Origin of the sequence: Bacillus sp. JJ634 (assembly GCF_036962285.1) — a bacterium.
Classification (GTDB): domain Bacteria; phylum Bacillota; class Bacilli; order Bacillales; family DSM-1321; genus Peribacillus; species Peribacillus asahii_A.
Genome location: NZ_JBALMU010000140.1, coordinates 1 through 26302 on the forward strand (window position 1 = coordinate 1; position 26302 = coordinate 26302).

General features: G+C 37.6%; 23 protein-coding genes, 2 tRNA genes, 1 pseudogene and 1 riboswitch. Of the genes and pseudogenes, 16 read left to right on the forward strand and 10 right to left on the reverse strand.

From position 1 onward, the window contains the following. Positions 1-34 precede the first annotated feature (34 nt). Positions 35-125: transfer RNA gene (locus V7068_RS18685), tRNA-Ser, on the forward strand. 13 nt (positions 126-138) lie between these two features. After that, positions 139-212: transfer RNA gene (locus V7068_RS18690), tRNA-Arg, on the forward strand. Positions 213-411: 199 nt separating this feature from the next. On the opposite strand, the gene V7068_RS18695 is transcribed toward V7068_RS18690, so the two are convergent. Then, a complete protein-coding gene (locus tag V7068_RS18695) occupies positions 412-627 on the reverse strand; it encodes a DUF3006 domain-containing protein (RefSeq protein ID WP_499714033.1) in 216 nt (71 codons plus the stop codon). Between the two features lie 127 nt (positions 628-754). After that, positions 755-1240, reverse strand: a complete 486-nt coding sequence (locus V7068_RS18700) for a QueT transporter family protein (RefSeq protein WP_499714034.1) — start codon at positions 1238-1240, stop codon at positions 755-757. A gap of 8 nt (positions 1241-1248) precedes the next feature. Next, positions 1249-1293: riboswitch (PreQ1 riboswitch) on the reverse strand. Between the two features lie 223 nt (positions 1294-1516). Here V7068_RS18700 and V7068_RS18705 point away from each other — a divergent pair. Next, the gene (locus V7068_RS18705; RefSeq protein WP_375350044.1) at positions 1517-1972 is read left to right on the forward strand and encodes an N-acetyltransferase; all 456 of its coding nucleotides are present in this window, start codon (positions 1517-1519) and stop codon (positions 1970-1972) included. 249 nt (positions 1973-2221) lie between these two features. On the opposite strand, the gene V7068_RS18710 is transcribed toward V7068_RS18705, so the two are convergent. Beyond that, on the reverse strand, positions 2222-3619 hold the full coding sequence (locus tag V7068_RS18710) for a sigma-54 interaction domain-containing protein (RefSeq protein ID WP_499714035.1): 1398 nt from the start codon (positions 3617-3619) through the stop codon (positions 2222-2224). Between the two features lie 271 nt (positions 3620-3890). On the opposite strand from V7068_RS18710, the gene V7068_RS18715 reads away from it, so the two are divergent. The 5 genes from V7068_RS18715 to V7068_RS18735 all read left to right on the forward strand — a co-directional run bounded on the left by V7068_RS18715 (position 3891) and on the right by V7068_RS18735 (position 12456). Next, on the forward strand, positions 3891-5216 hold the full coding sequence (locus tag V7068_RS18715; RefSeq protein ID WP_499714036.1) for an aminotransferase family protein: 1326 nt from the start codon (positions 3891-3893) through the stop codon (positions 5214-5216). A 26-nt stretch (positions 5217-5242) separates the two neighbouring features. Continuing rightward, complete coding sequence (locus V7068_RS18720) at positions 5243-6697, forward strand: aldehyde dehydrogenase family protein (protein ID WP_499714037.1); 1455 nt, start codon at positions 5243-5245, stop codon at positions 6695-6697. 83 nt (positions 6698-6780) lie between these two features. Then, positions 6781-8154 carry an APC family permease gene (locus tag V7068_RS18725; RefSeq protein WP_499714038.1) on the forward strand — a complete coding sequence of 458 codons (1374 nt, stop codon included), beginning with the start codon at positions 6781-6783 and terminating at the stop codon, positions 8152-8154. Between the two features lie 275 nt (positions 8155-8429). Continuing rightward, positions 8430-10457 (forward strand): hydantoinase/oxoprolinase family protein, encoded by a 2028-nt coding sequence (locus V7068_RS18730; protein WP_499714039.1) that lies wholly within the window; start codon positions 8430-8432, stop codon positions 10455-10457. Between the two features lie 19 nt (positions 10458-10476). Then, the gene (locus V7068_RS18735; protein ID WP_499714040.1) at positions 10477-12456 is read left to right on the forward strand and encodes a hydantoinase B/oxoprolinase family protein; all 1980 of its coding nucleotides are present in this window, start codon (positions 10477-10479) and stop codon (positions 12454-12456) included. Between the two features lie 81 nt (positions 12457-12537). Here the strand turns inward: V7068_RS18735 and V7068_RS18740 are convergent, their stop codons facing one another. The 3 genes from V7068_RS18740 to V7068_RS18750 all read right to left on the reverse strand — a co-directional run bounded on the left by V7068_RS18740 (position 12538) and on the right by V7068_RS18750 (position 15559). Then, positions 12538-13707: a polysaccharide deacetylase family protein gene (locus V7068_RS18740; protein ID WP_499714041.1), complete on the reverse strand. Its 1170-nt coding sequence runs from the start codon at positions 13705-13707 to the stop codon at positions 12538-12540. Between the two features lie 167 nt (positions 13708-13874). Continuing rightward, positions 13875-14582, reverse strand: a complete 708-nt coding sequence (rluF, locus tag V7068_RS18745; RefSeq protein WP_499714042.1) for a 23S rRNA pseudouridine(2604) synthase RluF — start codon at positions 14580-14582, stop codon at positions 13875-13877. Between the two features lie 89 nt (positions 14583-14671). Then, positions 14672-15559: a DMT family transporter gene (locus tag V7068_RS18750; RefSeq protein WP_499714043.1), complete on the reverse strand. Its 888-nt coding sequence runs from the start codon at positions 15557-15559 to the stop codon at positions 14672-14674. Between the two features lie 172 nt (positions 15560-15731). On the opposite strand from V7068_RS18750, the gene V7068_RS18755 reads away from it, so the two are divergent. The 5 genes and pseudogenes from V7068_RS18755 (at position 15732) to V7068_RS18775 (ending at position 20268) form a co-directional block, all read left to right on the forward strand. Next, positions 15732-15905 carry a hypothetical protein gene (locus V7068_RS18755; protein WP_164853114.1) on the forward strand — a complete coding sequence of 58 codons (174 nt, stop codon included), beginning with the start codon at positions 15732-15734 and terminating at the stop codon, positions 15903-15905. A 403-nt stretch (positions 15906-16308) separates the two neighbouring features. Then, positions 16309-19044, forward strand: coding sequence for a GTPase domain-containing protein (locus V7068_RS18760; RefSeq protein WP_499714044.1), 2736 nt, complete (start codon positions 16309-16311; stop codon positions 19042-19044). Positions 19045-19318: 274 nt separating this feature from the next. Continuing rightward, on the forward strand, positions 19319-19465 hold the full coding sequence (locus V7068_RS18765) for a hypothetical protein (RefSeq protein WP_499714045.1): 147 nt from the start codon (positions 19319-19321) through the stop codon (positions 19463-19465). Next, positions 19464-19898, forward strand: a pseudogene (locus tag V7068_RS18770) (DUF2935 domain-containing protein); the annotation flags it as partial. The gene V7068_RS18765 and the pseudogene V7068_RS18770, both read left to right, overlap by 2 nt. Positions 19899-19929: 31 nt before the next feature. Further along, entirely contained in the window at positions 19930-20268 is a 339-nt protein-coding gene (locus V7068_RS18775) for a YmaF family protein (protein ID WP_127758948.1), read from the forward strand. A 126-nt stretch (positions 20269-20394) separates the two neighbouring features. On the opposite strand, the gene V7068_RS18780 is transcribed toward V7068_RS18775, so the two are convergent. After that, the gene (locus V7068_RS18780) at positions 20395-21099 is read right to left on the reverse strand and encodes a DUF421 domain-containing protein (RefSeq protein WP_499714046.1); all 705 of its coding nucleotides are present in this window, start codon (positions 21097-21099) and stop codon (positions 20395-20397) included. Between the two features lie 110 nt (positions 21100-21209). Here V7068_RS18780 and V7068_RS18785 point away from each other — a divergent pair, with 110 nt between their 5' ends. From V7068_RS18785 to V7068_RS18795, 3 genes are all read left to right on the forward strand, one after another. Next, positions 21210-22022 carry a hypothetical protein gene (locus V7068_RS18785; protein WP_499714047.1) on the forward strand — a complete coding sequence of 271 codons (813 nt, stop codon included), beginning with the start codon at positions 21210-21212 and terminating at the stop codon, positions 22020-22022. A 208-nt stretch (positions 22023-22230) separates the two neighbouring features. Next, positions 22231-22521, forward strand: a complete 291-nt coding sequence (locus tag V7068_RS18790; RefSeq protein ID WP_119115735.1) for a hypothetical protein — start codon at positions 22231-22233, stop codon at positions 22519-22521. Between the two features lie 98 nt (positions 22522-22619). Beyond that, the gene (locus tag V7068_RS18795; protein ID WP_499714048.1) at positions 22620-23831 is read left to right on the forward strand and encodes a S1C family serine protease; all 1212 of its coding nucleotides are present in this window, start codon (positions 22620-22622) and stop codon (positions 23829-23831) included. 94 nt (positions 23832-23925) lie between these two features. On the opposite strand, the gene V7068_RS18800 is transcribed toward V7068_RS18795, so the two are convergent. The 3 genes from V7068_RS18800 to V7068_RS18810 all read right to left on the reverse strand — a co-directional run bounded on the left by V7068_RS18800 (position 23926) and on the right by V7068_RS18810 (position 26114). Then, positions 23926-24648 carry a ZIP family metal transporter gene (locus V7068_RS18800; protein WP_499714049.1) on the reverse strand — a complete coding sequence of 241 codons (723 nt, stop codon included), beginning with the start codon at positions 24646-24648 and terminating at the stop codon, positions 23926-23928. A gap of 202 nt (positions 24649-24850) precedes the next feature. Further along, positions 24851-25792: a cation diffusion facilitator family transporter gene (locus tag V7068_RS18805; protein ID WP_499714050.1), complete on the reverse strand. Its 942-nt coding sequence runs from the start codon at positions 25790-25792 to the stop codon at positions 24851-24853. Positions 25793-25805: 13 nt separating this feature from the next. Then, on the reverse strand, positions 25806-26114 hold the full coding sequence (locus V7068_RS18810) for an ArsR/SmtB family transcription factor (RefSeq protein WP_499714051.1): 309 nt from the start codon (positions 26112-26114) through the stop codon (positions 25806-25808). Positions 26115-26302: the final 188 nt, after the last annotated feature.

A 26302-nucleotide genomic window follows, 5' to 3' on the forward strand; every position in this document is an offset into this window, starting at 1 on the left:
TCGAATCCTACCTGCGGAGCCATTTTTTTTATGTGGGGAAGTACTCAAGAGGCTGAAGAGGCGCCCCTGCTAAGGGTGTAGGTCGGGTAACCGGCGCGAGGGTTCAAATCCCTCCTTCTCCGCCATACATAGAATCATGCGCCTTTAGCTCAGCAGGATAGAGCAACGGCCTTCTAAGCCGTCGGTCAGAGGTTCGAATCCTCTAAGGCGCGTAATGGACTAATCTTCGTGATTAGTCTTTTTTAATACCCATTTGTTTGGTTGTGAAAAACTTAGCCCATCCTTTTGATTTTGGGAAAATAACCATTCAGTGCATAGTTTTTTAGGACGAAGTTAATCCCTCTTTTATTTTCCTTTTTTGTGCATAGGAAAGGGAAATTATAAACCCCGGCTTTAAAGCAGGGCTAGCCGTCAATCGTCAAATAGCTCATCCATTAAATCTTCAATTTCCTGCTTCAACTTTGCTGTTTCCTTTGTATCCATAGTGATTTTATCGCCATCGAATACAAGAACATCGCCAACAGCGGCTTCTTTTGGCAATTTAGCCTTTTGAATATCCTCCATTGTATCGTTAAATTCAACGACTGCAAGATCTTCCTCAAATCGATCAATAATTCCTTTTTTCATTATTTCACCATCTTTATAAAGATTAAAGAAACGTAAAGATATTAAAAATTTACATATTTATTGAAGGGCAGGTATGAAAAAAAGCTGTCATCTTCGAACGAACGAAGTATTGACAGCCTTTTTCTATTTAGGAAATCCATTTTGAAAATTGAATGCGTTTATTCATAGCATATATAATAGGAGCTCCGATTAGCATGACGGTAAACTCTCCAACCGCTGTTGTGAACCAGCTAAGCCAGAACGGAAATCCTAGTGCAAGATGCAGTTCAAGCGCAATCATAAACATCGTGAATGTGAATACGAGAATATTAATGATCATCAACACTTTAATATTCTTAATATAACGTGAAGCAAAAATCACAATGAGTAGTGCTAGTAAGGACTGTCCAACGCCAAAAATTAAATCGTAAGCAGCCATTGGGGAAAATAAATTGGTAATAAACACACCAGCTACAATTCCGTAAATATACTTTTTGTTGAATACAATCAAATGATTAAATAGTTCAGGAATCCGAAACTGAATTGCGGAAAAAGCAATTGGGTTAATCACAAGTGAGACAGCTACATACAGGGCTGCTAAAATTCCATTGACTATTACTGTTCTGCTATTCATTGTTGACTCTCTCCCTAGTTTTTTATCGTGGGATGGTTTCGAACCACGTTTTTGAATGAACGCTCAATGATTAATAGTATAGGATGTAAGCTTATTTCATCAATAGAATAAGGGGCTAGTGTTTATTTCCATAGATAGAGCAATGATAAAGGGAATAATTCTAAGTCATTTCATTGCATATCAATAGAAAATTATGATTTCCACGATTGCTTTATTGACTTTTCTGAAATCTCAAGTATGATTTTAATCATAGTTTCTAAAAAAAGGTGAGATTATATGGTGAACATTCGGAAGGCTAAAGCAAGTGATGTAGAGGCTATTTATAGCTTGATTAATATGTATGCTCAACAAGGTCTTTTGCTCCCGCGTACCCGCGAGTCATTGTATGAAAATCTTCAGGCTATCTGCGTGGCAACTATCGATGATCAGGTTGTGGGGGCAGCGAGTCTTCATATATTAGGAAAAGATTTATCAGAGATTCGCTCGCTTGTCGTAGCTGAAGAGGCAAAGGGAAGAGGGGTAGGCAAATTACTTGTTGAACAGATTGTAGAAGAAACAAGAAAAATTGAAATTAAAAAGCTCATTTCTCTTACTTATCAAGTTACATTTTTTGAAAAATGCGGATTTCAGGTGATTCAGAAAGATGAGATGCCTCAAAAAGTGTGGAAGGATTGTTTGAATTGCAGCAAGTTCCCAACTTGTGATGAAATTGCTATGGCTATATATCTGTAAAAGAGTTGCTATTTAGTATGCTTCTTTGATTGATAAAGGAATCAATTAACAACCACCTTCGAATATTTTTGAGAGGTGGTTCTTTCGTTGTTTAGGAAGTTATAAAATGCTTGAATTGTGGATAAGCGCTTTCAACCTCTAGTTTCTCAAGGTTGCGGTCTGCCCAGCCGATGAAGTCCAAGAGCGACTTCATCTTCTAGCTTGTAAGCAGCTGTCGCAGAACAAGGCGCTTTCGCTTTTGTTCTGTGTTTAAGGCAGGAGCTGATTTTTATATTTTTTGAGTTTACGAATGACGGACGGTTGGCTGATGCCAAGAAAGGCAGCCATTTTATATGTTGATTTGCATTGTTGATACGCTTTGGAAATGGTCCATTTTTCTACTTTTTCTAAAATAGTTTTAAGATCATAACTTTCAATCATTGTTTGTTCAATAATAAGAGAGGGTTCTTTTTGTGAAGTCGGGCTTTGATCTATAATAGAAGAAGGAAGAGCATTTGGAAAAATCATTGTTTCATCAGTAGTTAAAATAAGTCGTTCAATAAGGTTTTCTAATTCGCGTACATTCCCAGGCCATGTATACTGAATTAAAGCTTCATATGTCGAGGAATGTAATTTTTTATTTGTCTTATACTTCTTATTAATTAATTCGAGATAGTGATTAATTAATAAAGCAATATCCTCTTTTCGGTCACGTAAAGAAGGAATATGAAGTGGAATGACGCTTAATCGATAATATAAATCAAGCCGGAATGTCCCCTTTTGAACCATTTCTTCTAAATTTTGATTAGTAGCTGCTGCAAGGCGAAAATCAATATGATACTCCTTCGTTCCTCCAATTCTTGTGAATTTTTTTTCCTGCAACACCTTTAATAATTTTACTTGAATGGCCAAAGGCAGCTCTCCGATTTCATCTAAAAATAAAGTCCCATTATGGGCTTGTTCAATTAATCCTTGTTTACCTTGCTTTAAGGCACCAGTAAAAGAGCCTGGTTCATAGCCAAACATTTCTGCTTCGAATAAACTTTCCGGTATTGTACTACAATTCACTTCAATAAATGGTTCCTTTTTGCGATAGCTTTGGTTATGCAGTTTGCGAGCAAACATACTTTTTCCGACACCTGACTCTCCTAAAAACAACACAGTTGCATCTGATTCAGCAACCCGATGAAGCGTTTTCTCAATCTGCTCCATTTTTTTGCTGCGGTAAATAACTCCTTCTTTCCCACGCAGCTCCTTAACTTCTGTTTGATAGCTTTCTATTTTTCTCTTTAATTGCTCATATTGATGTTGAAGGTTATTAATCTCTGTTTGATCTTGGGCATAGCTGATCACTAAAATAATCTTTCCATCATCGTTAAAAATCGGGTAGGCAGTGGCCATCACTACTTTTCCTGTTATCGTATGCTGCATTACTTCAATTGATTTTTTTTCGTTAAGTACCATCGCGGTAATAGATGGAGAAAGAATTCCTTCTGCTTCAAGCTCATAAACAGATTTTCCGACATATTGATCGAGCTCGATTCCATAAACAGCCCAGTGTCGCGGATTTGTATACAAAATATATCCTTTCTCATCGGTGACAGTAATATTGTTATTCGAAGTATGGATAATTGTATCTAAAATAGTGTTAACGGTAGCATAATTCATAATTTCCCCTCTCTTTCTTCTTTTTTTGTTAAGCCTTTATTAAAAATTTACAATCCAATTTATGGTTATGATTCAAATATAAATTATGAAGGCGGTAACAATCAAGAAATGAATCATAAATTCCCATTTTTGATTCGAAAATGGATTGTTTTCATAGAGTGAAAGCACTGAATCGCCGTGTTTTTACATAATTTTCACATAAATCTCTTTTGGCATGAATCTTGCTTAAATATTTTATATATCCACATATTTTTTAGAGAGGGTGTTGTAAATGTTAAAAGACGTAAAGGTAGACAAAGAATTGATGGAGTTAGATAAAAAGCATTTTATTCATCCAACATCATCGATTGCCCAGCAGCAAGCAAATGGACCAAGTTTTATTTTTACAGAGGGAAAAGGAATCTATTTAACTGATATTACTGGAAAACAAGTGATTGATGGGATGAGCTCACTTTGGAATGTGAATATTGGACATGGGCGAGAGGAGCTGGCACAAGTGGCTCAAGAGCAAATGTCAAAACTAGCATTTAGTTCATGTTTCGGAACGATTAGTAATGAGCCGGCCATTCGATTAGCTTCGAAACTTGCATCGATTGCTCCAGGAGATTTAAATGCTGTTTTCTTTACTTCTGGTGGATCTGAGTCTAATGATACCGCATTTAAATTAGCTCGCCATTATTGGATTTTAAAAGGGCAGCCGAATCGCCAAAAAATTATATCTCGTACACAGTCCTATCATGGGGTTGCTATGGGAGCGACAAGTGCAACAGGCTTAAAGCCGTTCCGTGATTTCACAAACTCGATTACACCAGACTTTTATCATGTAGATGGTACCTCTAGTGAAGCGTTACGTGAAGCCATTGAACAAGAAGGTCCTGAAACAATTGCAGCTTTCATTACAGAACCTGTGCAAGGTGCAGGCGGTGTAAATATCGCACCAGAGGGATATCTACAAGAAGTAAGAAAAATCTGTGATGAATATGGTATCCTAATGATTGTAGATGAAGTTATTACAGGATTTGGAAGAACTGGGACGATGTTTGGCGTTAATCATTATGGAGTGGTACCGGATATGATGTGCTTTGCAAAAGGAGTTTCGAGCGGATATGCCCAATTAGGAGGCGTTCTATTCTCCGAAAAGATGTTTGATGATTTGAAGGAACTGTCGAAAGGGACGCTTCTACATGGTTATACGTACAGTGGCCATCCGACGGCTTGCAGCGTTGCTTTGAGAAATATTGAAATTATTGAACGGGAAAATTTAGTGGGAAATGCAAAACTTATGGGTGAGGAATTACTGAAGGGCTTTAAATATTTACAAAGCAATCATCGAATTGTTGGTGAGGTTCGAGCGCTTGGATTAATTGGCGGCATTGAAATTGTTAAGGATAAATTGACTGGGGAAAGCTTTGAAACACCGCTCTCTCCTAAACTTGCAGAGGAAGCTGCGAAACGTGGATTAATTATCCGTACTGTCACTTTTGATCAAGATACGCTCGTCTTTGCTCCTCCTTTAGTCATTAATAAAGCAGAGATTGAAAGAATGATTGATATTTTAGATGAAACGATGTTAGCGGTTGAAAAGGAGCTTTTTTAAGAGGATGGGGAAGAAGGAGATGAAGGATGATGGATTATTTAAATTACATTGGAGGAAAGTGGACTGAATCGAAGAGCAGAGAGACATATAAGCATTATAATCCAGCAAATCCATCTGAATGTTTAGGAACGACGGCTGTTTCTACAGTTGAGGAAGTAGACAGTGCTGTTATACATGCTAAACAAGCTTTTCTTCAATGGAAGCAGCTTTCTCCCGTGACACGTGGGGAGTTTTTACGAAAAGCAGCTGATCTTTTAGAGCAGCAGACTGAAGAAATAGCAGAAATAGCTACAAAAGAGATGGGCAAGAGATTCGTAGAAATGAAAGGTGAAGTTGCTAGATCTGCGATGATTTTACGTTATTTTGCACAGGAAGGGATGAGGAAGACGGGGGAACTTCTTCCCTCTATTAATCCTCAAAATACGCTGTATTCGCTAAGGGTTCCTTTAGGCGTTGTTTCTGTCATTACACCATGGAATTTCCCTGTGGCAATTCCAATATGGAAAATAGCACCGGCTCTCGTTTACGGAAATACGGTTGTCTGGAAGCCTGCTCAGGAATCAGGGATTACAGCGGTAAAAATTGCGGAAGTATTTGAAAAAGCGGGTTTACCTGAAGGAGTTTTGAATTTGGTCACGGGAAGCGGAGCCAAAGTGGGGAATGCCCTTGTTGAGCATCCGGATACAGCAGCGGTTACCTTTACTGGCTCCAATCAAGTTGGGCGAGAGATTGCTTCTAAAGCGGTGGCACAAAACAAAAAATTCCAACTAGAGCTTGGAGGGAAAAATCCTGCCGTTGTTCTAGCGGATGCTGATTTAGATTTGGCGGCTAAGCTCACGATTGAAGGGGCTATGAAGCAAACAGGTCAGCGCTGTACAGCAACAAGCCGAGTGTATGTAGAGCAGTCTATTTACGATACATTTGTAGACAAGCTATTGACTGAAGTAAAGCAAATTAAGGTGGGGGATGGACTAGACGAAACAGTAAATATGGGACCGGTAGCCTCTAAAAATCAATTTGATACAGTTTCTTCTTATATAGCGAAAGGAGTTGAAGAAGGAGCCCAATTGCTTTTTGGTGGCCAATGTTTAGAGGGACCAACGTTTAACGGAGGTTATTTTATTGAACCGACGATTTTCGGACAGGTAACAAATGAGATGACTATTGCAAGGGAAGAGATTTTTGGTCCTGTTTTAGCTGTAGTAAAAGTAGCAGATTATTCGGAAGCACTCGCTAAAGCGAATGATACGATGTATGGATTAAGCGCTTCGTTGTTTACAACAAGCTTGGACAAAGCCTTCCATTTTATTAAAAATAGTGAAGTCGGAATGGTCCAAATTAATGGGGAAACAGGTGGGGCAGAACCACAAGCTCCATTTGGAGGAATGAAAGAATCAAGCTCTGGTACGAGAGAACAAGGACAAGCTGCTGTTGAATTCTTTACGGCTTATAAAACTGTTTCGATTACTTCTTCTTTGTAGAAGACATTATCGATTAATAGGAAATCTTTTGGGGAGGGATTACTATTAGGGAGCAAAAAAATCTCAATAAAGTCCTTTCGAGGATGGATATTTTATTTCTTGCTTTTGGAGCGATGATTGGTTGGGGATGGGTCGTCTTATCTGGTAATTGGATAGGATCAGCAGGAACACTTGGGGCGATGATCGCCTTTGTCATTGGTGGAGTATTAGTAATATTCGTTGGTCTGACATATGCGGAACTAGCCTCGGCTATGCCGACAACAGGTGGAGCGCTTATTTACGTACTGAGAGGAGTAGGCCCTAAAGCTGCGTTCGTGGCATCTTGGGCCTTAGCACTCGGTTATATTTCGGTTGTGGCTTTTGAGGCTGTGGCTTTGCCAACTGTTGTCGAATATATCTTTCCTAATTATAAGGTTGGATATATGTATACTATAACTGGATATGATGTCTATTTATCTTGGGTACTTGTTGGAGTAGCCGGTTCTATATTCGTTACGATTATTAATTACTTGGGAATGAAATCAGCGGCTATCCTTCAAATGGTTTTAACGATTGTAATAGCGCTTATTGGGTTAATGTTAATTTTTGGAGCGACTATTACTAGTGATTTTTCAAATGCAGAACCACTGTTTGTTGGTGGAACAGCAGGAGTCATTGCTGTTCTCGTTATGACACCGTTCATGTTTGTTGGCTTTGATGTCATTCCGCAAACGGCGGAAGAAATGAATGTACCTCCTAAATCAATCGGAAAGATCCTCATTACATCTGTTGGTTTTGCTGTATTCTTCTATGTAGCCGTGATTTTTGCAGTCGGAATTTCTTTAGATAAGGGCGTGCTTAGTAGTTCTGTTTTACCGACAGCAGATGCTATGGCTGCAGTTTATGGTTCCAGTCTTTTTGCTACTATTTTAATCCTGGGCGGTGTAGCTGGAATTTTGACAAGTTGGAATGCCTTTATTATTGGAGGCAGCCGCGTGCTTTATTCGATGGCAGAAAAGAAGATGATTCCAGCTTGGTTCGGTAAGTTACACCCTAAAAATAATACTCCGACTAATGCTATTTTATTTATAGGGGCTTTATCGACGATTGCTCCATTGTTGGGCAGACCGATGTTAGTATGGTTGGTTGATGCAGGGGGCCTTGCCATCGTTATTGCTTACTTCTGTGTGGCACTTGCCTTTGTAAAATTACGCAAGAATGAACCTGATATGGTGCGTCCTTTCCGTGCTGGGAAATCAAATGCGGTAGGCTGGACTGCTTTTATATTAAGTATAGGTTTTATTTCCTTATACTTACCTGGAATGCCGGCAGCGCTCATTTGGCCATATGAGTGGCTAATCTTTGCAGGCTGGTGGGGAATTGGATTCTTCCTTATGTTTATCATGAGAGCGAACTATAACCGTAACACAATGACATACACAGAGGCAGTGAATGAGCCTAGTGAAAAAGTTCAGTAATAGGTTATATGTTATAGAAGACTCTTATGAAAAACGATCAAACTTATCATGCACTTTAACAAATCTCTTTCTTCAATAATATTGGACAAGAAGGAGATTTCATCCACATTTATACCTCTACACATAAAATTTATACTACTTACATGAATCATTTCAATAAGACGACTACAAAATATCAATCACTTAGTATAGGTCCTATCGACTGATCATTCTAAAAATAGACTATCAACAACGTTATTTAACAGAACTTAAAAATAAAAAGGTGGGAAGCTAATATGACTCAAACTCGACTAGCAATTGATGTAGGTGGCACATTTACAGATGTATTTGTTTTTGATGAGCAGACAGGAAAGGTTTTTGTAACGAAAACATCATCAACACCTTCGAATCCAGAGCGTGGAATTTTAGATGGAATTGAAAAAGCTCAGTTAAATGGTCAAGATATTAAAATCTTTTCCCATGGTACAACCGTTGGTACGAATGCATTAATTGAAAGAAAGCTGCCTAAAACGGCACTTATTACGACAAAAGGTTTTCGGGATGTTCCAGAGATTCGACGCGGAACAAAGCTTGACATATGGGATATGTATCAAGATACTTCAAAACCTTATATTCCAAGAAGAGATCGGTTTGAAGTAACAGAAAGAACGGATTATGACGGTAACGTACTTACTGAAATTGATGAAGAAGAAGTGCGTCAGCTTGCTAGAAAACTAGATAAGCGCGGTACGGAGTCCATTGCTGTTTGTTTTATAAATGCTTATGTGAATGGCGCGAACGAGGCACGAGTAAAAGAAATTATCCAAGAAGAATTACCGAATGTTTACATTTGTACATCGAGTGAAGTATTGCCGGAGATTTTTGAGCATGAACGCATGAGTACAACGATTATTAATGCAGTGTTAGGGCCGATTATTAGTAGATATATTCATAATTTAGAGGGGGAAATGGAGAAAAAAGGGTATGAAGGAGATATTCTAGTTTTACACTCTGGTGGCGGCGTCATGACGTCTAGTACAGTTCCACGTTATGCTGCAAGGCTTGCAAGCTCGGGTATTGCTGCCGGTGCAATCGCTAGTAAGCATATTGCCAAACTTTGTGGTTTTAATCATGCCATAGGACTTGATATGGGAGGGACGAGTACAGATATTTCTCTTATGTATGATGGAGATATTAGGATTACAAAAGATTGGTACATTGAATATGGATATCCAATTGGGTTTCCGAGCATTGAAATTTTGACAATTGGAGCTGGCGGAGGAAGTTTAGCGTGGGTGGATGAAGGCGGTTCTCTCAGAAACGGACCACAAAGTGCTGGTGCAGTTCCCGGGCCTGCTTGTTATCAAAGAGGAGGAACGGAAGCGACCAACTCCGATGCCAATTTAGTTCTTGGCCGTCTAGGAGTCGATTTATTAGATGGAACTATGAAGTTGGATAAGGAAAAAGCAAGACAAGCTGTTGAAAAGATTGCCAAGGAGTTTAATTATACAGTTGAAGAAGCTGCTAATGCAATTATTGAAGTGGCTAATGCTAACATGTGTGATGCATTGAGATTAATCTCGGTAAGACGTGGCTATGATCCACGTGACTTTGCTCTTGTTGCTTTTGGAGGGGCTGGGCCGTTACATGGTGCTCAGTTAGCAAAAGATATGGATATTCCAACTATCATTGTTCCGCCTCATCCTGGTGTTGCCGCTGCCATGGGCTGCTTATTAGTAGATGTTCGTCATGACATTTCAAAAACATATGTGAAGAATATTCATCATGTTTCACTTGAAGAATTAGAGAATGAATTCAGCGGGATGGAACAAGAGGCTGAAAAATTATTAGAAGAGGAAGGCGTTGGAAGTGATCAGTCCACACTTATGCGTTATGTGGATATGAGATACAAGGGGCAATGGCGCTCATTAGCTATACCAGTCAGTGATAAACTTCAATCATTAGACAGCGTATTAGAGGCTTTTCACCAAGAACATCAACGTGAATTTGCCTTTTCAGATGATAAACAATTAGTTGAAATTTATGGTTTGCGAGTCACTGTCATCGGAACGGTACCGAAACCAGAGTTTCCGAAGTATGGACCAGCGGGCACACTGGAGAGTGCTTTAAAAGAAGTGAGAGATGTTTATTTCGATGGAAAGTTTGTCCCTGCAAATGTCTATAACCGTGAGGATATTCCTGTTCTTTCTGAAATTCAAGGACCGGCTATTATTGATCAGTTGGATACAACGACGGTAATCCCGCCAGGCTTTACTGCGAAAGTAGATGTGTATAGAAACTTAATTATATCGGTGAACAAATAAGACGAGGGGTGAAATAGCTATGAATAGACCTGAACTGATTCAAAAGGAAACGACTAATCGCTTGGATCCTGTTACATTCGAGGTATTAAAAAACAGTTTTATCAACCTTGTAGATCAAATGGCCGAACAAATACTAAGGACCTGTTATTCATTTGTTATTTATAACCGCGATTTCAGTTGTGCTCTTTGTGATGCTGAGGGAAACACAGTGATGCAAGGAACACAAGATATTTCTGTACACGTTGGGACCCTGCATTTAACCGCCAAAGCTGTCTTAGAGGATTTTGGTGATGATATTCATCCTGGGGACGCTTTTTTAGTTAATGATCCATACCGGGGAGGTACCCATTTTAATGATACACGTGTAGTATTACCGGTCTTTCATGATAATCGCTTAATTGCATTCATGCAAACAAATGGTCACTGGGCAGATATGGGAGGGACAACTCCAGGTTCTTTTGATGTTACCGCCAAGGAGCATTACGGAGAGGGTGTTAGAATTCCACCTGTTCGCATTTATAGCAAAGGTAGATACTTAGCGGATGTTGTAAATCTTATAGCGTTGAATATGCGTGTTCCGGAAGAAAGAATTGGAGATCTTCGCTCACAAGTTGAGGCAGCAAAAGTAGGGCAGGCTCAGCTCCTTGAAACCATTAGAAAATATGGTTTAGAAACAACATTGATTGCTTTTGAAGAAGTTCAAGACTATGTTGAGCGGTTAGCTAAAACAAAAATAAAATCTTTGCCGAAAGGAACATGGGAAACGGTAGATTACATTGATATGGACCCGGAAGTAGGAGATGGCCTTATTCCGATTCAAGTAAAGATGACTATTTCAGATGAGGAAATTTTATACGATTTAACAGGTTCTCATCCTTATATCGGTTGTTTTCTGAATTCAGGATTCGGTGCCTCTTTATCAGCCGCCTATGCAGGGACAAAAACATTCTTTCCAGAAGTCCCTCTAAATTCAGGGTTTTATCGAGTTGTTAAAGTAATTTTACCGGAGAATTCTGTTGTGAATGCTCCAAGCCCCATCGCTGTAACCGGTTTTTGTTCAGGAACATTTGAGAAGATTATGAATGCTTGCTTTGAACTTTGGTCGAACATTATGCCGGAAAGAGCTCTTGCCTGTTCTTTCAATCTAGAATACTTACTGATTGGCGGCAATGATTTACGAAACGAGCAAAATCAGTATTTTATGTGGTACGACTGGATGGCTGGCGGACATGGTGGTCGTTATGATCGAGATGGAGCAAATGCAACTTCGCCAGTGTTTGGAGTAGGTTTAAGTGTTCAGCCGTGTGAAGGCCAAGAACGATTATCCCCGGTCATTACGACTAAACATGAAATTATTACTGATTCAGCAGGCCCTGGTAAATATCGTGGTGGTTGTGGGGTTGAAAAAGGCGGCGTTTTAACAGAAATAAAAAATACGGTTATGTCCTATTGTTGTGACAGGTCTCGTTCCCTGACATGGGGGATTTTTGGAGGGCTTCCTTCTTATCCACATGGAGCATGGCTAAATCCTGGAAGAGAGGATGAACAATTTTTGGGAACCATTTTTTCAAATGTAGAAGTAAAAAGCGGTGACTCCTTTGTCAGACCTTCTGCAGGTGGAGGTGGATTGGGGGATGCTCTTGAAAGAGATGTAGAAGCCGTCTTAGAAGATGTGATTGATGAATATGTTTCGGTTGAAAGAGCAAGAAAAGATTATGGGGTTGTCATTAAAGAAATTGATCGGGATCTTGATTTATTTGAAATTGACTATGAAGCAACAAAAAGAGAGCGAGAGTTTATAAGAAATAATCGTAAAAAATGGCTAGAGCTCGATCCTGTTATAGTAGAAAAACAGTTCCAAACTGGAGAGATTGATAAATTAGATGTTATTCGCCGTTTTGGGGTTATTATGGATTATGCAACTAATACAGTTCTACTAAAATCAACAGAACAATTCAGACAATCTTTGAGAAAACGTTCCCTAGCTTATTGGAAGTAATCGTTAAGTGATAAAATAACAGACTGCAGCTTGAGCTGCAGTCTGTTATGCATGTTTATAGTGTTGCATCTGCCTAGTCAGTTATTGTAGATTCACAATCTTTAAATCTTCTTTTTGTAAATGTTTAATAATATCAGGTAAGGCCTCAACAACGGCTGATGATTCATGCAGAAGAATAATCGATCCGGATGTTTTAGAACTTTTCACTACTGTAAGGATTTTTTTTGCATTGCGGCTTTCCCAATCTCTAGTATCAATACTCCAAATAACCATCTTCTGACTGTATTTTTTAGTTAGTTTACTTGTATTTAGATTTTTAGCACCATAAGGTGGCCGAAACAGAGTGACAGGTTCCTTCGTGATTTTTTCAATGATGGTATTGGCTTGTGTTAATTCTTTTTCTTGTTTTTGGTAAGAAAGACTTGTGAATTTTGGGTGATTCATAGAATGGCTGCCGATTGAAAAGCCATTCTTTTTCGTGTATTTTACATCTTCAGGCCGGTTTTTCACGTTTGTTCCAATATAGAAAAACGTACCGCCTACTTTATATTTTTTTAAAATGTTTACTATTTTCTTAGAATATTTAGAAGGGCCATCATCGAAAGTAAGAGCTACGTAACCTCTAGGGACGGTATAGTTCATCGATTTTTTTAGCTTTATAGCAGGCTGTTGAATGCTCTCTTTTTCTTCAGGTATTACAGAGGCTACTGTTACGACTATCTTATTATTTAATGCTTCGGCCTTCACAGGTTTAGTTTCATTCAATCCTAGAAATGCGAAGAGACTCATAATAAAGACTGCCATCCAGGCCAGCTTAGGAGAAAGAAAGGGTATATATGTAGTCCCTTGATGGCTGGTTATCTCTTTGTCTTGCTTAAGTGAATGTGGACTAGATAAGAAGGGTAGAGCATGAAGCTGTTTGATTTGCTGAATAGGTTTCAGTAAGTTCAAGTTTTGGCTATATTCTTTTGAACATGAAAAAATGTTTTTATTACTTTTGCCAAGGTAGGTTCGAGTGATGCAGCTCACTTTTTTCTTTTCTCGGGCATCCCAAGAATGATAAAAGGATAGGTAATATTTAGCGCCGGTTTCAAACTTAGCTGTAGCTTGTAAACTGTTAGCTGTTGTTTCATCAACTTCCCAAACTAGCTGGATTTCTTGGTCTAATAGTAATCGGATTCGTAAAAAAAATTGACCGCTTACTTTTTGTATAGCTAAAAGTTCTACTCTCTTTTCATTACAGACTGACATAACTATCCCCCTTTTTTTTAACCACTTGATAAGTATATTTGTTGATTCTTTAGTTGAATCGTTATATCCTGCAACATTATGTAGAATTTATGGAATTTTCAGAAAAATGTGCATAAAAAGAGATCAGAAGCGATGCTGATCTCTTGAAAAGGGGAGTATATCGTTATTCAACGTTGTCTTGGGGTATAATTCAATTGTTTAAATAATTCATTTAGCTCTTCTTTTGTTAAATCACGCCATTGACCGACAGCGAGACCATCTAAGCGGATATTCATAATACGTGTTCGCTGCAAGCTTCGTACTTGATAGCCTAAAGCTGAGCACATACGCCGAATTTGACGGTTTAGCCCTTGCGTTAAAATAATTTTGAACACATATTTAGACAATTGGGTGACTTTACAAGGCAAGGTTACCGTGTCCAAAATTTCTACGCCTGCAGCCATTTTTTTGAGAAACGCAGGGGTAATAGGTTGGTCGACCGTTACGATATATTCTTTTTCATGCTTACCTTCACTTCGCAAAATTTCATTTACGATGTCACCGTCATTTGTTAGTAAAATTAAGCCATCTGAATCTTTATCGAGTCGACCGATATGAAAAATTCGAAGTGGATGGTTAACAAAGTCCACAATATTGCCTTTAATATGCCTTTCTGTCGTACTTGTAATGCCAACAGGTTTATTAAGAGCAATATAGACATATTGCTGCTCAATTGTAATAGGTTTTCCATCTACACGCACATCATCGCCAGGTTCAGCTTGACTTCCTAGCTCCGCAACAACTCCGTTAATGGTTACGCGACCTTCTGCAATCCATTTATCTGCTCCACGTCTGGAGGTAATTCCTGACTCACTAATATATTTATTAATCCGCAAAAACAGCACACCTTTTTTCATTAAATTTTGTTACATTACAAAAGATAACGTAAACGCCCCTCTTTATTCAAGGGGCGGTTCCGTTATTATTAAGAATTCGTACTCTGTAGTTTGGCTTTCTGACTAGATAGGTAAACTCCAATAAAGACAAGCAGGCCGCCGACAATTTGTACGAGTGTAATCGTTTGTCCTAAAATCAAACTTAAAATAGCGGTAAAAACAGCAATTAAGTTAAGGTAAATCCCGGCTTGGCTAGCATTAATATGGCGTAACGAGCTATTCCAAAAGATAAAGGAACCAACAGATGGAAAGAGAGCAATATACAAAATACCAATAATGGCTTGGTTACTAAGCTGATAATTAAACTCGGAAAAAAGAACAAATGGCAATAAAGTGATAAGTCCTAGAATAACAGATATAGATGTCCCGGAAATGGGGGGAATATTTTTAAGTTTTTTTCCAATAATTGAATAAAATGTCCAGACGAGAATGGCTGCAATCATTAATACATCACCTTTGTTATAGGTAAGGTGAAGAACTTCTTGAAGCTGCCCTTTCGTTAACACGAGTAAAACACCTAATAAGGAAATGAGCAGGCCAATTCCATTTTTTAGAGAAATTCGCTCTCGTAATAAAAACGCAGAAAAAAATACGATAACAGCTGGATTAATAGAATTAACGAGTGCTGCATTCAGTGGAGTTGTGTATTTCAGTGCCCAATAAAGGAGAAGGTTGTAGCTAATAATTCCGAGTACACCCATAATCCAGAGAATTTTCCACTGCTTCCACACTTGCTTCCAATGAGGGCGTTCAATCCAGTGGGCAATCGGAATTAATAAGAACGTTGCAAGAAGCCAACGTGAGAAGGTTAATTGTATAGGTGACATTTCGTTTATGACATATTGACCAAATACATAATTGCCAGCCCAAAACAAGTTGGCCAAAACTAAAAATAAAATAACTAATGATTTGTTCATTCGCAAACGCGACCTTTCTAAAAAAGTAAGTAGTTTTGCATCTATTCAAACAATATAGCAAAGTAGGAAAAAGTTTTCAATTGGGATTATGAGATGCAGGATCAGTATCTTTGTTTGGTGTTTTCGCTTATAATGAAGATAGGTCAGATGAAAGTTAAAAGGAGACAATAGCATGTCTGAAACTAAAAAGATGAGTTTGGCGGATGCCATTAAGCAGAAGTTGGCACAAAAGCAAGCTCAGACAACAGCAGGAACAAAAGAAACAGGGGTTGTAAAGACCGCTAAACCACTAAAAAATCAATTAACTAAAAAACCAAACAACCAACGAAAACGTATGGGGGTTTGACCGAAGAAAAACCTCATTGAGAAGACAGTCAATGGGGATTTTTTGTATCATTAGACTATGGATTATACCAGTTTTTGAGATGTAAGTTTAGGATGTTTGCAACTGGTTAAATATGTAAAAATCTGTTAATTTGATAGTGTATATTTTGGAAATTACGTATCATTTTTATTAAAATCTTTACAGAAGTGCAATTTCTGTGTTGAAAATGTAAAGGTTGTGACATCGTATAACAAACCTATTTTGTTAAAATAATGATTTAAAAGTGGATTTTTACATGGCTATACTGCAGGATGGGCAAAACCAAGGTTTCACATATAAGCCAAAAAATCATTTATCAACAATCGTATTTACGGAAGCCTTTTAAATAAACATATTGTAAAAATATAAGGGTGGAGGCGTGAGAATGGACGAGCAATTAATTCAAAAAAAGTTTTACGAAATACTTATAGAAGGTAAAGAAAAGCATCCAATTGAATCTTTAGGAGAACTTTTTATAGAAGAAAACAAGAAAGAGATTGCTAATTTAACAGATATTCGTTTTGCACAAGGGGAAGTATATTTTCAACATCTTGATTATGAAGCAGCCATTTTTAAATGGGAAAACATTGAGGGCAAACTTGGTCCATGGGCAAAGAAGAATATTGCAGATGCGTATTTTGAATTAGAATTATATGATACAGCAGAATCGATTTATAAAGATGTTTCGACTGATAATCCAGTGTTGAAGATGGAAGTGTTTTTGCAATTGTTTTCTCTTTATATCGTTGGGGTGAAACATCCATTAGCACGTGATGTCATTAAAGAAGCGGTTGCATTTGATCCAGACTATCCGAATGTAACGAAGATGGCTCGTGCTTTTTTTGAAGAGCAAAAGGATTGGCCGAATGCTATTGAATTAGCTGTTAATGAAAGTATTCGGACAGAATCTATGGCATGGTTTGATGTATTGCATGCCTATATTAAGCAAGGGGTTGCTCAATCCAGTGCTCCAGATTATTTTGCTCGTACGTTGGAATCATTATATCAGCTTGAACCAGTTCGATTTGAAAAGATGGCTGTAGCTCTATGGAAAAATTATAAGTACACGGATTCGTATTTTAATTGGTTAGAGGTTATTACAGAATTAATTGGCAAAGGCGAGCATAGTAAAGAGCATGGATGGAATGATTTATCCGATCAATATCAAGAAGCATTTTCTCGTTTACTGGAAGGAAAGTACTTGATTCGTGATTTGAAGCCCGTTATTCCAAGTCTATTAGAAAACTGGTTGAAGATTTCAAATGGAGAGCAGACTATTCATGCAGCGGCAGCTGTAGCTTCATGGAGCAAGGTATTCCCTGAATCAATGAATATGTTAATTGTTCACGAGGCAGAGGGGATATTAAATCAATCAAGTAAAGTGAAGGGTGGCCTAGCGGCAAGCGAAACGTTATTCGAGTCGATTGTTGCTTGGGCGCAGGAGAATGAATTAGCCGTTGGCTATAAATTAAAGTGGATGATTCGTGAGTTAATCAATACCAATTCTTATCGTCTTCTTCTTGCGGGAAGTGCTGGCAGCGGGAAAACATCCTTTATGGAAGCACTTGTTGGTCAAACATTAGCAGTGCATGATTATTCTGGTACGATTAGTGTTCAAGATAGCTCGGAATCAGCCATCATCGAAATTACGGGGGATGAACAAAATATTGTAACGGAGTTAGGTGAGACAAATGGTCAAAAAGGGTCCATTATGGATATCCACCTTTCAAGTGATTACTTGCAAAAGCAAACGTTGCGTGTAGTTGATACGCCAGGGTTTAATGGAGAAAAAACGATTTCTTCCGATTTTCAACATCATTTAGCAGGAAGCGATGGACTATTATTTGTGTTAGATGCACGGGCTCCTTTTACAGGAGTGGAGCGCGATTTATTATTAGACATTCAAGCAGCAGCACCGCAAATTCCGATTCACTTTTTATTAAATAAAATGGATACCGTGTATAGCGATCAAGTGGCTATGCAGATGGAAGATGAAACATGGAATAAAGTAAATATGTACTTTCCAAAGGCGAAAGTGTTTGCTTTTTCGAATAAGTATGAAGGTAGCAAGCAACTGAATGATTTTGCACTATTTATGAATAGTAATTATCGTCAACATGATTGGAAAGAAAAGCGGACAGAGAAGGTACTGAATTTTATTCATCAGACGTTAACTTATTTGTTAGAAAAGCGGGCGTCTACGGAAAGAAGATGGGAACATTCGATTGCTTGGAATGAACAAATGGTAGAGAAGCTCAACGGAGCGATGAATCAATTAGCTGATTTGGAAAAGGAAAAAATTAAAACGATTACTAAATCGTATCGTTCGTTTAAGGAAGAAGTCAAAAATGAAATATTTACAAAAATTCCTGAAATCCTGCATAACTGCTCTAATTTAATAACGGAAAATAGTGATTTTAGTCAAGTTCATGTGCAATTAAATCAAGAAATGAATGAAAAAATTCAAGAATATGTTAAGCAGACTTTAATGCCAGATTACTATCATTCTTTGCAAAAATGGATTTCAGAGTCCGAAATGGAATTTACTCAAAGTCAGCAGTTTATGGATGACGTAAGCAGTGGCTTTAATGAATTATATCAAGAAGAACGGATTGGCTTACTTGGTGATTTTAAAGTGCTCGATGATTGGCGAAGAGATGCGGATAGAATGACAAGTGGCATTCGAATAGAAAATGTAAATATTTTGCTTCGACGCACGCCAGCGCAATTATTGCTTAAAGGAGCTGGGAAACTGTTAGGAGCAATTCCTCAAAACAAGGCATCGATGTATAATCGTTATAAAAAATATTTGGAAAATGAAGATTTCCTTGATGTCGCACTTATGATTAGTGATCGTTTCTTAGCTCAGTTTGAACTATTCGAGCAGTCAATTGAACGTGATATTACTTTGTTCTTTAGAAGCGCATTTTCTATGCTGCAAAAGACAATTGATACAACACAAATGGAAACGAAAGAGTATCAAGAGACGCTTCTGCATATGAGGGAAAACCCAGAAGTGTATCGTGATCCAATTACGTTGTTTGAAGTGAAGCTGAATCAAGCTGAGCGCCTTGAAAAAGTAGAGAAAAGACGTTTGGGTAAACTACAGCGTAATATTTAGTAGGTCAGAGTACCTTATTTATGTAATGGATATCGTCAGAGGATTCGTAGCAGCCCTTGTATTGGCCGTTACGTATTATAAGCAAAATCATTAATAAAAAACACCCGCATTGAGGGGTGTTTTTTTGTTGTATGATAGATTTTCTTTCTATTGTTTTAAAAGAAAGATAGAGAAGGAGTAAAGAAGCGTTTGTAAGAGGTTTTTAGTTCATAACATAATTCAAGTATGGAGCCAATAAACTAAAGGTAAGTCAGAATAAGAAAGGAGGAGGAGCATGCAAAATCAGCCGCAAATACCTGATCATGTAAGTACAGATGAGTTTAATCGTATGTTACTTCCACCTGAATCATTTGCGGCCAAACCAGAGTCGTTAACGGAACAACACTTTATTGAACGTTCTTTAACGGAAAATAGATTTTAAAGGAATATTAGAACCCATTCAAGATGCCATTATTAATGAGAATGTATTTTGGCTACGAATTATGATGGAACACTCTAGATTTATTGCTTCGCTATTGGATCAATCTGAAAGAAATTTAGCACACACAGCTCAGAAATTTGGAGATGATTTTGAAATCCTATTAAATCAAGCAAGGGACGTAGAATCGATGTTATATCGCAAACAGCCTACATATCCTATTATCGGTAAAATGAATCAGGACAGTGAAAATGCTACTTCGGAACGTCGGGCTTTTAAGCAAGCAGGGTTAGATCTTATTAAGTCATGCCAAATCAAAAGCGTAATTAATCCGCTTCTAGCCGATCATGTGGTACGTGAAGCGGATCATTTCCTTTACATGATTCACGTATTGGAAAATCGATTAGATGCTAAGAAAATGAGTGAACAGCAATAACATCTTAATTATATTGTATGGGAGGTTCAAGATGAATCGTGTAGGTAAAGATGATTTTGTACCGGGATTTGTACCAAGCCATAATCATGGTTCTGTTGACTATACATCTGTAAATGACGGTCATGTTCATCAGTGTTTAGATGTTACTTCTCCTCCTATTCAAACTCAAGATGGGAACCATATTCATTACACGGAAGGATATGTGCTCTTTGAAGATGGGCATACCCATCATTATCAGGCATATTCAGGTCCTGCTATCCCTGTAGGAAATGGAATGCACGTCCATCATTATGATTTTTATACAACAGAAAACGATGGGCATCGACATCGAGTAAGAGGTGTGGACCAGCCTGCTCCAGGGAATAAGTAATAACCGCCTATGTAATGCATAATTAACTACTCATAGAGTATAGTAAGATAATTTTGTAATAGCAATGCGTTTTAACAGAGACTTCAAACGGATTTAGTTTGGAGTTCTCTGTTTTTTTAGCTGTGCTTAATGATATAAAAAGATTTTTAATTGATCGTTTTGATCAATGGTTCCTAATAAAATATCGTGTATGTCTGCATCGTATAGGCTTTTAACTTTGTGTTTTAGCCAGTTTTCGTTCTTACCAATACGATGTAATTCTTTGAATTCAATTTTTCCCTCTTTAATAATTGTACTAGGAAAAGTAAATGGTTTAGTCACTATATTCATATCCGCTGGGGTCATCGCTTGATATTGTGAATGCAAGAAAAATGAAATCGTACCATCCGGTTCCCACAAAGCAAGTGCTATCTTTTGAACGTCTTCGATTTTTTCCTTCCTCAATTCTGATAATAAAAAATCAATAGATATTCTCGCTCTTTTTAAGTTTTTAGATATAATCTTCCCATTTTCAATAAGTGAGAAGGACGGAGTATCGATAAAATGTCGAAGTTTCTTCCATTTCAGACTCGCAAATACCCCAATTAAGTATAAAGTAACTAAAACGGTCATGGTAATCATCGAGCCTTTCAGACCTAACCCTTCATCAGACAATGGATGGGCAATAATGTTTCCAATCGATAAGGCTATAATGAAATCAAGTAGTTGTAACTGAGAAATCGATCGTTGTCCCATTATTTTTGCCATAAAGAATAAGAAAAGAAAAGCAACGACAGCCCTTAAAATCCACTCTATTGAAGTAAGGGATTCCTGGCTTTGAAAAAAATCCATCCAAATTCACGTCCTTATTTCCTGTTATTCAGTGTTTAGTATTATCTGTCATGTCATTCGTGATACAATAAAAGAATATGAAACTGATTAATTACACGAGAGGTGCCAAGGTGAGAAAGAGAGTAACAGCATTGGTTGTACTGACATTTTTATTAATGGTTACGGGTTGTACATCAAGGGAATATGATGCCAATATGGATTTAGGAAAAGAGCAAGTGCAAGAAGAAAATTATTTGGAAGCGTATGATGCGTTTACATTAGCGTACAAGGATCAAGAAACGGATGAAGCAAAGGAATTGATGGAGCTTTCTAAATACCTTGCTGATGGAATCAGTCATTACGAAGAGAAAGACTTTGAAGCCGCTTTAACAGCTTTTGAAAAAGGAGCGGGATACGAAGCTAAAACAAAGTTAGGCAAAAAAATGGTTAAGATTGCGGATGAATGGGTAACGAAGATTGATCATATGAATGAAGATTCATCTGATGCAGTAGAAGAAGAAACATTGAGCCCTGAAGAAGAGGCGGCACTTGAGGAGCAAAATATTGAAGTGCCAGCAGACGTTAAAGAACCAGAGAAGAACGAAGTCAACACAGAACCGAAAAAAACGGAGACTGATTCGAATTCATCAGATTCATCAAATTCGTCAAATTCATCAAGTGCTGATGTTCCAAAGGAGCAGAATCAGAATAAGGAAGATTCTAAAAAACTAACTGTTCAAGAAGCAGAGCAATTAGTTAAAGACTTTATCGAAATTGAGGATTATCCATATCTACGTGTTCAGTATGATCATGATGATGAAAAAGGCGATTATATTTTTCAAGTATTTGAAAGTGTAGAGGATAATGAATACGGCCATACAGCTACATGGGGATGGTACGGGGTAAATCCGAAAACAAAAGAAGTATATGATATAATGCAATGATGGAAAAACGACCTCTGTTGAAGATACAAAAAGGCTCTATAAGAAAATTGGAAATCGAATTTTAGAGTTTGATAGATATGTTAAATGAAAACCTACACCTACTTAATTTTTTAATAGGTGTAGGTTTTTTTTTATTGGTAAAATAAGTAAAATGATGTTGGATGAATCTGTTAATTGGTTTAGAATGGTAAAAAGAGGAGGGAGATGAATGGAGGAGCATTTGAAAATATTAAATCCTTTAAAATGGATGTGCGGTACGGCTGGTGTAATTGGTCTAGGTATCTTCATTTTAAGTCTCTTTGCCAGCGAGTATAATAAAGATTATTTGTTTTCTATTATCGGATTAATGCTTTTAATTACTTCACTAGCTATCTTTTTAGTTGGTATGTTTTTTATTGTGATGGAGGAAATGGTGATGAATACAGAAAAGGGGGAGAGGGTTATTCCTACGGGATCGAACGTAGTAGCTTTTAAAAGAAAAAGACGAACGTTACATTAATGTTCGTCTTTTTTTCTGCTTTCGTTAAGAATTTCTTAAGCTTTTTCCTGTATGATAACGACATTGAAAGAAGTATTGCATATAGGAGGAAGCGGGATATGGAACCATTCAATGAAGAGCAAGTAAAAGTAAAAAAAGAAAAATCACCCTTAGTGACATCTATTATATCAAGTACGGTTGCTGCTTTAATCACTTCTTCTGTCTTTCTGGTTGCTGGTGATTATATTAATAAAGATCAAAAGCAAGAAACGGATACTGTCACAACCCAAACATCAAATGCAAATGTTCAAAAGGTATCTACAAGTAATGTGGATAGCGATTCCATTGCTGATATAGTTGAAAATGCCTCAAAATCGATTGTAGGTGTCGTAAATTATCAAGAATCCCAAACGAAAAATTGGTTTGGAGAACGGAACGCTCGAGCGGCTAATGGAGAAAGTGAAACGGTTGAAAGTGGTACAGGTTCAGGCGTGATTTGGAAAAAGGAGAATGAAAAAGCTTATATTATTACCAATAACCATGTCATTGAAGGAGCAGCTAAAGTCGAGATTTCCTTATATGATGGGACGAAAACAAAAGCTGATGTGGTAGGGGCCGATGCATTAACGGATTTAGCTGTTTTAACAATTGATGCTTCTGATGCACCAGAAGGGCTTACTTTTGGTAATTCGGACAGTGTTCGTCCAGGAGAAAGCGTATTAGCAATTGGGAATCCACTCGGCCTTGATTTTTCTAGGTCTGTTACACAAGGGATTGTAAGTGCTATAAATCGCACAATGTCTGTCGATACTTCTGCGGGAGAATGGGAATTGAATGTACTTCAAACGGATGCAGCGATTAATCCTGGTAACAGTGGGGGAGCATTAATTAATACGAGTGGAGAGGTCGTCGGGATTAACAGTATGAAAATTTCAGAAAGTGGAGTAGAGGGATTAGGGTTTGCGATTCCAAGTAATGATGTAATTCCCATCGCGGAGCAATTGGTTAAAACTAGAAAAATCACTCGTCCATATTTAGGCGTAAGTCTAATGAATGTTTCCGACATTCCACAATACTATAGGCAAAATGTACAGAACTCTGTTCAGTCAGGTGTAATTATAACTGGAGTTGAAGCTAATTCAGCAGCAGCTGAAGCAGGCTTTCAACAAGAAGACGTTATTGTCGCAGTTGATGGTGTAGAAGTCGGTACAGCTACGGAATTTAGAAAACAATTGTATACAGAAAAAAAGATTGGCGATAAAGTATCATTTACGATATATCGCGGTAACGATAAGAAAACAATAACCGTTACCTTACAAAGTAAGCAGTAAGGCATACCGAAACAGAGAAAGTCCCTCGTTTGGGGCTTTTTTTGGTGAACGGCAACGCAAACTAAAAAAGAGTCGAGAGGCATGGTTTAGGTAACTATATTGTTTTTAAATACATACCAATAATGAGCGCTCCGACTCCTGATATTAGTAAACTGTATACCATTGATGAGTGCCTTAAAGCTTCATAGAAAATTTCCTTAAGTGTAACCATGATCATAATTCCTACAGCAAGGCTAATAATAAAAGCCCATAAGGCAGGGTGATCCATGCCAACTATACTTCCTAGAACCGCTCCTATTCCAACAGGTAAAGAAACAATACAAGTAAAGAGAAGGAGTTCATAAATACCAAGCCCAGCTAAAAGTAATGGAGTAAACATTGCTATTCCTTCAGGGATATTATGAAGAATAAGTGTTTGAAGAATGGAATCGCTTATATCCGTATGCTGACTTGAACCAAAGGCAATCCCCATAGGAAAGTTATGGATTGAGATACTGAGTGCCAATAAGCAACCCGTATGCATAAATAAATCTTTACTTGAATTATGAGTAATGGTGGTAACCCTATTATATGTTTGGTGTATAAGCAAGAAAATTAAGCTACCTGTGACAATTCCTAAAATAAATATGGTCCATCCGCCGAGATTAATGCTTTCAGGTACAATCTCTAGAAAAACTAATCCAAGAATCAAGCCTGTGCATAATGCGTATATCGTTGCGATTCCTTGTTGAAACCTTCTTAAAAGCATTGTGAGCAATCCGCCGATACTAATTCCTATTGCTGTTGCAACGAAACCTAGTACGCCAATATAAAACATTTTACACCCCTATATTCTGCCTATAAGTATATATGGACAAAATATAGAAATTATTCATGGGAATAAAGGAGCAAACACTAGAGCCCTCAAATAATCAACAATATTATTTAATAAAGTCAAACTAAAAGAAAAACGTACCTTAATGGCACGTTTATCCCCACACTTAACGGGTAGTAAGTCCCCCACTGATGGAAGTTTCGCTTTATACTTTTAATTCATTGTGAGCAATGAGTGAAGTTTCAATTTGAATCGTTGTGTGTTCTATTTTAAATGTATCCTTTATTTTATTAATGGCTTCTTGTAATATTTCTTGACTGTTTTTATCATCTTCAATTAGTATATGACAGCTTAAAGAATCTAATCCAGAGGTAATGGTCCATATATGGAGGTCATGTACATCGATGACTCCATCAATTTCTTTTAGAGCTGCTTTTACTTCTTCTTGATTAATAGTAAGAGGGGTACCCTCCATTAAAATATGAACCGAGTGCTTTATGACTCCCCAAGCACTTTTTAAAATTAATAATGCGACTAAAACTGAAATGATAGGGTCTGCTATATACCAATCGAATAGAAGCATTAATATACCAGCTGCAATTGCTCCAACAGAACCTAATGCATCCCCAAGTACGTGTAGATAAGCACTTCGTAAATTAACATTATTCTTCACGTCGCCTTTGCGCATTAACGACCAAGCACTAATTAAATTGGCAAACAATCCTATTGAAGCAATCAGCATCATTGTTCCACTTGCAATAGTTGGCGGTTCGAAAAAGCGTCCGTATGCTTCCCAAACGATAAACCCTGCGATTACAAATAGGGTAACACCATTAAATAATGCCGCTAATATTTCAAAGCGATAATATCCATAGCTTTTATTAGGTGATGGCGGTCTCGCTGCGAACCATATCGCAATTAAACTTAGAAATAAGGAACTAGCGTCACTAAGCATATGTCCGGAATCAGATAATAAAGCTAGACTATTGGTGAGTAAACCTCCAAAGAATTCTAAGAACATAATTCCAGTAGTAATTAGTAAAGCTGCAATTAACCCTTTTTTATTTCCTTCTCTTGTTTCTTCAAAATGATTATGACTATGAGAGTGACCGTGGTGATGATGTCCGTGATCATGGTGATGGCCCATGTTCATTCCTCCCTTACTCACATTGAATGTGTGATAAAACTTGATTTAAAATGGTAATAACGTGTTCATCGTTATAGGTATAATAAAACGTGTTGCCTTCACGTCTATACTTAACAAGTCGTAGATTTCTTAAGAAACTTAATTGGTGGGAAACAGCTGATTGTGTCATATCTAATACTTCAGTAATGTGATTGACAGAGCATTCCTCTTGAGAAAGTAAATATAAAATCTTTATTCTAGTCGGGTCAGCTAATGCTTTGAAAATTCGGGAGGCTTCGTCTACCGTATTAGGCGATAAAAAAGAATGGTCATGTTGGTTCATAAAATATACACCTCATTTATTCATTGTTAACGATATGTTGATAAAGAATGAAAAAAGAAAAGAGGGGCTTCTTTAGGTAATCTCCCATAGATAAATCAGATTGCCCAGCGCCTATAACAATAACGCCATAAATTATGCTTAACACTATAATAAACTATATGAGCATATGTTCATATATAGTGTATGGT